We start from the raw sequence: 5,586 nt of genomic DNA on the forward strand, positions 1-5,586 counted from the left end.
GGCGCGATGACGGACGACCAGAAGTACCTCGGCTACCTCCGGCGGGCCACCGCCGAGATCCAGGAGCTGCGGCGGCGGCTCGACGAGGCGGACAGCCGGGGCCGGGAGCCCGTCGCGATCGTCGGCATGGCCTGCCGGTATCCCGGAGGCGTCGACTCGCCGGAGGCGTTGTGGGACCTCGTCGTCGAGGGCCGCGACGCGGTGACCGAGTTCCCCCGCGACCGTGGCTGGGACGTCTCCGGCCTGTACGACCCCGATCCGGAGGCCGCCGGCAGGAGCTACACCCGGCACGGCGGTTTCCTGGCGGACGCCGCCCTGTTCGACCCCGACCACTTCGGCATCAGCCCGCGCGAGGCCGCCTCCATGGACCCCCAGCACCGCCTGCTGCTGGAGTGCTCCGCCGAGGCGTTCGAGCGGGCCGGGTTGACCCCCGAGGCGCTGCGGGGCAGCCGGACCGGTGTGTACAGCGGGGTGATGCCGAACTCCTCGTCCGGCCAGACGGGCAGCCTCGCGTCCGGGCGGGTGGCGTACGCGTTCGGGCTGGAGGGGCCGGCCGTCTCCGTCGACACCGCCTGCTCGTCGTCGCTGGTCGCCCTCCACCTGGCGTGCCAGGCGCTCGCCGCCGGCGAGTGCACCCTGGCGCTGGCCGGCGGCGCGACGGTGATGACCACGCCGGACCTGTTCGTCGACTTCAGTCGGCAGCGTGGGTTGTCGGTCGACGGCCGGTGCCGGTCCTTCGCCCGGGGAGCCGACGGGACGGGCTTCGCCGAGGGGGTCGGCGTGCTGGTGCTGGCGCGGCTCTCCGACGCCGTCCGGCTGGGGCATCCCGTGCTGGCGCTGGTCCGGGGCACGGCGGTCAACCAGGACGGCCGGTCCAACGGGCTGACCGCCCCCAACGGACCGTCCCAACGTCGGGTGATCCGCCAGGCGTTGGCCACCGCGCGGGTGCCGGCGTCCGAGGTCGACGTGGTGGAGGCGCACGGCACCGGCACCACGCTCGGTGACCCGATCGAGGCGCAGGCGCTGCTCGCCACCTACGGTCAGGACCGCCCGGCGGCCCGCCCACTGTTGCTCGGCTCGATCAAGTCGAACATCGGCCACACCCAGGCGGCGGCCGGCGTCGCCGGGGTGATCAAGATGGTCGAGGCGATGCGGCGCGGCGTCGTGCCACCGACCCTGCACGTGGACGAGCCGTCGCCCCAGGTCGACTGGAGCGAGGGCGCGGTCGAGCTGGTGACCCGGCCGGTGTCGTGGCCGGCCGTGGACCGCCCCCGGCGCTCCGCCGTGTCGTCGTTCGGCCTGAGCGGCACCAACGCGCACGTCGTCCTGGAACAGGCGCCCGAGCCGGCCGAGCCGGCCGAATCGCCGGCGCTCGCCGGGCCGCTGCCCTGGCTGCTGTCCGCGCGCGGGGAACAGGCGCTGCGGGACCGGGCGGCGCGGCTGCGGGCGTACGTCGAGCGGCGTCCCGACCTCGATCCGGCCGACGTGGCGGTGGCGCTGGCCCGACGTCCGGCCCTGGCCCAGCGCGCGGCCGTGCTCGCGACCGACCGATCCGACCTGCTCCGCTGCCTGGACACGCTCGCCGCGGGCGGCACCGACCCCGACCTGGCGCGGGGCGAGGCCCGCCCCGGCCGGCTCGTCGTCGTGTTCACCGGCCAGGGCTCCCAACGGGCGGGGATGGGGCGGGAACTGCACGCCGCGTTCCCGGTGTTCGCCACCGCCTTCGACGAGGCCTGTGCGGAGCTGGACCGGCACCTCGACCGTCCGCTGCGGAGCGTGGTCTTCGCCCGGCCGGACACCGCCGAGGCGCAGCTCCTCGACCGCACCGACTACACCCAGGTGGCGACGTTCGCCCTGGAGGTGGCGCTGTACCGACTGCTGGGGAGCTGGGGCGTACGGCCGTCGCACCTGATCGGCCACTCCGTGGGCGAACTGGCCGCCGCGCACGTGGCCGGCGTGTTCGACCTGGCCGACGGCGCCCGGATCGTGGCCCACCGCGGGCGGTTGATGCGCGAGCTGCCGGCCGGCGGGGCGATGGTCGCCGTCGCCGCCACCGAGGAGTGGATGCGGGAACGGATCGCCGAGCTCGACGCCGACGTCAGCGTGGCGGCGGTCAACGGTCCCGCCGCGGTCGTCATCTCCGGCGACGAGGCGGTGGTCCGCAAGATCACCTCCGAGTGCCGCGCGGAGGGCCTGCGGACCCGGCCGTTGCGGGTCTCGCACGCCTTCCACTCGTCCCGGATGGATCCCGTGCTGGCCCGCCTCGCCGACGTGCTCGCCACGGTGACGTTCGCCCCGCCGCGGGTCCCCGTGGTGTCCAACGTGACGGGCGCGCCGCTCACCGACGAGCAGGCCTGCTCCGTCGGGTACTGGACGGCGCACGTGCGGGAGACGGTCCGCTTCGCCGACGGTGTCCGGTGGCTGCACGGCGCCGGGGTGGGCCGCTTCGTCGAGCTGGGCCCGGACGGCGCGCTGGCCGTCGCCGCCCAGGACGTCCTGGCCGACCTGCCCGGCGCCGGGGACGCGGTGGTCGCCGCCGCGCTCCGCCGGGGCCGTCCGGAGGTCACGACCATGGTCGAGGCGGTGGCGCGGCTGCACACCGCCGGCGAGCCGGTCGACTGGTCCGCCGTGTTCGCCGGGCGGCCGGCCCGGGCGGTGGACCTGCCCACCTACCCCTTCCAGCGGCAGCGCTACTGGACGGGCCCGGCCACCACCTCCGCCGACGTGGGCGCGGCGGGCCTGCGCCGGTTCCCGCACCCGCTGCTGGGCGCGGTGGCCGACCTGCCGGGCGGCGCGGTGGTGCTGACCGGTCGGCTCTCCCTGGACACCGATCCCTGGCTGGCCGAGCACGCCGTGTGGGACACGCCGCTGCTGCCCGGCACGGCCTTCGTCGACCTGGCCGCCGCCGCGGGCGACCTGGTCGGCCGGCCCGGCGTCCGCGAGCTGGCGCTGCACGCGCCGCTGCTCCTCACCGACCGCACGGCGGTGCACCTGCGGGTCGTGGTCGAGCCGCCGGACGAGAGCGGGGACCGTGCGGTCGGCGTGTACTCCCGCCCGGAGGGCGGCGACCCCGACGAACCCTGGCGGCACCACGCCGGGGGAGTCCTCACCGCCGCCCCGGCGGAGGCGACGCCCCGGGTGCCGGCCGAGTGGCCACCCACCGGAGCCGTCGCGGTGGACGTCACCGACACGTACGAGCGGCTGGCGCAGCACGGGCACGACTACGGCGAGACGTTCCGCGGGCTGCGCGCGGTGTGGCGGCGCGGCACCGAGGTCTTCGCCGAGGTGGCGCTCCCCGACGCCGGACACGTCGAGGTGGACGGGTTCGTGCTGCATCCCGCGCTGCTCGACGCGGCGGTGCAGGCGATGGCGGCCGCCGGACTCGGCGACGACGGCGAGATGACGCAGGCCCGGCTGCCCGTCAGCTGGCGGGACGTGCACGTGCACGCCACCGGCGCGCGCAGCCTGCGGGTCGCGGTGGTGCCGGTCGGCGACCACGAGGTCACCCTCGCCGCGGCGGACCCCGCCGGCGCGGCCGTGGTCAGCGTCGCCGGGCTCGGCCTGCGGACCGTGGCGGTCGACCAGCTCGTCGCCCGCGACGTGCCGGACGACAGCCTGTTCCGGGTCGACTGGGTGCCCGTCGACGAACCACCGCACGACCGTTCGGCGGAGCTGGCCAGCGGTTGGACCGTGCTCGGCCCCGACGACGTCCGGCTCTCCGCGGCGTTGCGCCCCTCCTGGGGCGAGGGACACTGGCACGCCGACCCGGACGCGCTCACGGCGACCCTCGACGCGGGCGCTCCCGCACCGGCGGTCGGGGTGCTCTACTGCCCGGCGCCGGCACCCGGGGACGTGCCGGCGGGCGTCCTCGACGTGACCACGCGGACCCTCGCCGCCCTGCGCGCCTGGCTCACCGAGCCCCGACTGGCCTCCTCCCGGCTGGTGGTCGTCACCCGGTACGCGGCACCGGCCGCCGCCGGCAGCGTCGACCTGGCCGGCGCGGCGGTCTGGGGGCTGCTCCGCACCGCGCAGACCGAGCATCCCGGCCGGTTCCTCGTCGTCGACCTGGACGACGCCGAGGCCTCCGCGCGGATCTTCCCGGCGGTCGCCGGCCTGACCGAGCCGCAGGTGGCGGTGCGCGACGGGCAGCTCACCGCACCCCGGCTGGCCCGCCGCCCGGCGGCGCCCCCGGCCGCCGAGCCGTTCCGCCCGAACGGCACCGTGCTGGTCACCGGCGGCACCGGCGCGCTCGGCCGCGAGGTCGCCCGGCACCTGGTCACCAGCCACGGGGTCCGGCACCTCGTCCTGCTCAGCCGTACCGGCCGGGCCGACGCGGACCTCGACGCCGAGCTGACCGCGCTCGGCGCGCGGGTCAGCACGGTCGCCTGCGACGCCGCCGACCGGGCGGCGCTGTCCCACGTGCTCGCCGAGCTGCCGGCGGAGCACCCGCTGACGGCAGTCGTGCACGCGGCCGGCGTGGTCGACGACGGGGTGCTGGAGTCGCTGACCCCGCACCGGCTGGCCGCGGTGTTCCGGCCCAAGGTCGACGCCGCCTGGCACCTGCACGAGCTGACCCGGGACGCGGACCTGAGCGCGTTCGTGCTGTTCTCGTCGCTCTCCGGCACCCTCGGCGCGGCGGGGCAGGCGAACTACGCGGCGGCCAACGCGTTCCTCGACGCGCTCGCCGCGCACCGCAGGGCCGCCGGCCTGCCCGCCGTGTCGGTGGCCTGGGGGAGCTGGGCCGGTGACGGAATGGCCGGGCGGACCGCCGACACCGCCCGGATGGCGCGCACGGGCCTAGCCCCGCTGCACCCGAAGGACGGTTTGGCGCTGCTCGACCGGGCGGTCGGGGCGGACGCCGACCCGGTGGTCGCCGCGCGGCTGGACGTGCCGCTGATGCGGCGGGCCTTCGGCACGTACGACCAGGTCCCGCCGCTGCTGCGCGGCCTGGTCCGCCTGCCCCGCCCGCGTGCCGGCCTCGCCAGTGGACAGACCGAGGCGCTGCGGGCCCGACTGGCGGCGCTGCCCGCCGCCCGCCGGCCGCGTCACCTCCTGGACCTGGTGTGCGAGCAGGTGGCGGCCGTCCTCGGACACGCGACGCCGGCCACCGTGGACGCCGGCCAGGGATTCCTCGACATGGGATTCGACTCCCTGATGGCGGTCGAGCTGCGCAAGCGCCTCGACGCGGTCACCGGGCTGCGACTGCCCTCGACCGTGGGCTTCGACTACCCGACCCCGCGGGCGCTCGCTGAGCACCTGCTGTCGCGGCTGCTCCCCGACGAGGAGCCCGCGCCCGCGGTGAGCGACGACGCGGACATCCAACGACGCGTCGCCTCGGTGCCGGTGGCGCGGCTGCGGGCGGTCGGCCTGCTCGACCAGGTGCTCGCGCTCGCCGTCGACGGCCCCGACACCGACACCGACACCGACACCGCCGACGCCGCGGCGCCGGCCGAGACCGCGATCAGGGGCATGGACGGCCCGGAACTGATCCGCCTCGCGCTCGGCCGCGCCGGCGCCTGAGCCACCTGACCGACCGAGAACCACCTTTCCGGCCGCCGTCGCGGGGGACCGGACACCGAAGGGGCG

The 5,586-nt window shown here is 77.0% G+C and carries 1 protein-coding gene; it reads left to right on the forward strand.

Translation table 11 applies throughout. The features are described 5' to 3' along the window. Positions 1–6: 6 nt before the first annotated feature. Positions 7–5,520, forward strand: coding sequence for a type I polyketide synthase (locus tag ACSDG8_RS27895; RefSeq protein WP_439427363.1), 5,514 nt, complete (start codon positions 7–9; stop codon positions 5,518–5,520). The last annotated feature ends 66 nt before the right edge of the window (positions 5,521–5,586 follow it).

The sequence above is a fragment of the Micromonospora sp. LA-10 genome, assembly GCF_051853095.1.
Lineage (GTDB): Bacteria > Actinomycetota > Actinomycetes > Mycobacteriales > Micromonosporaceae > Micromonospora > Micromonospora echinospora_A.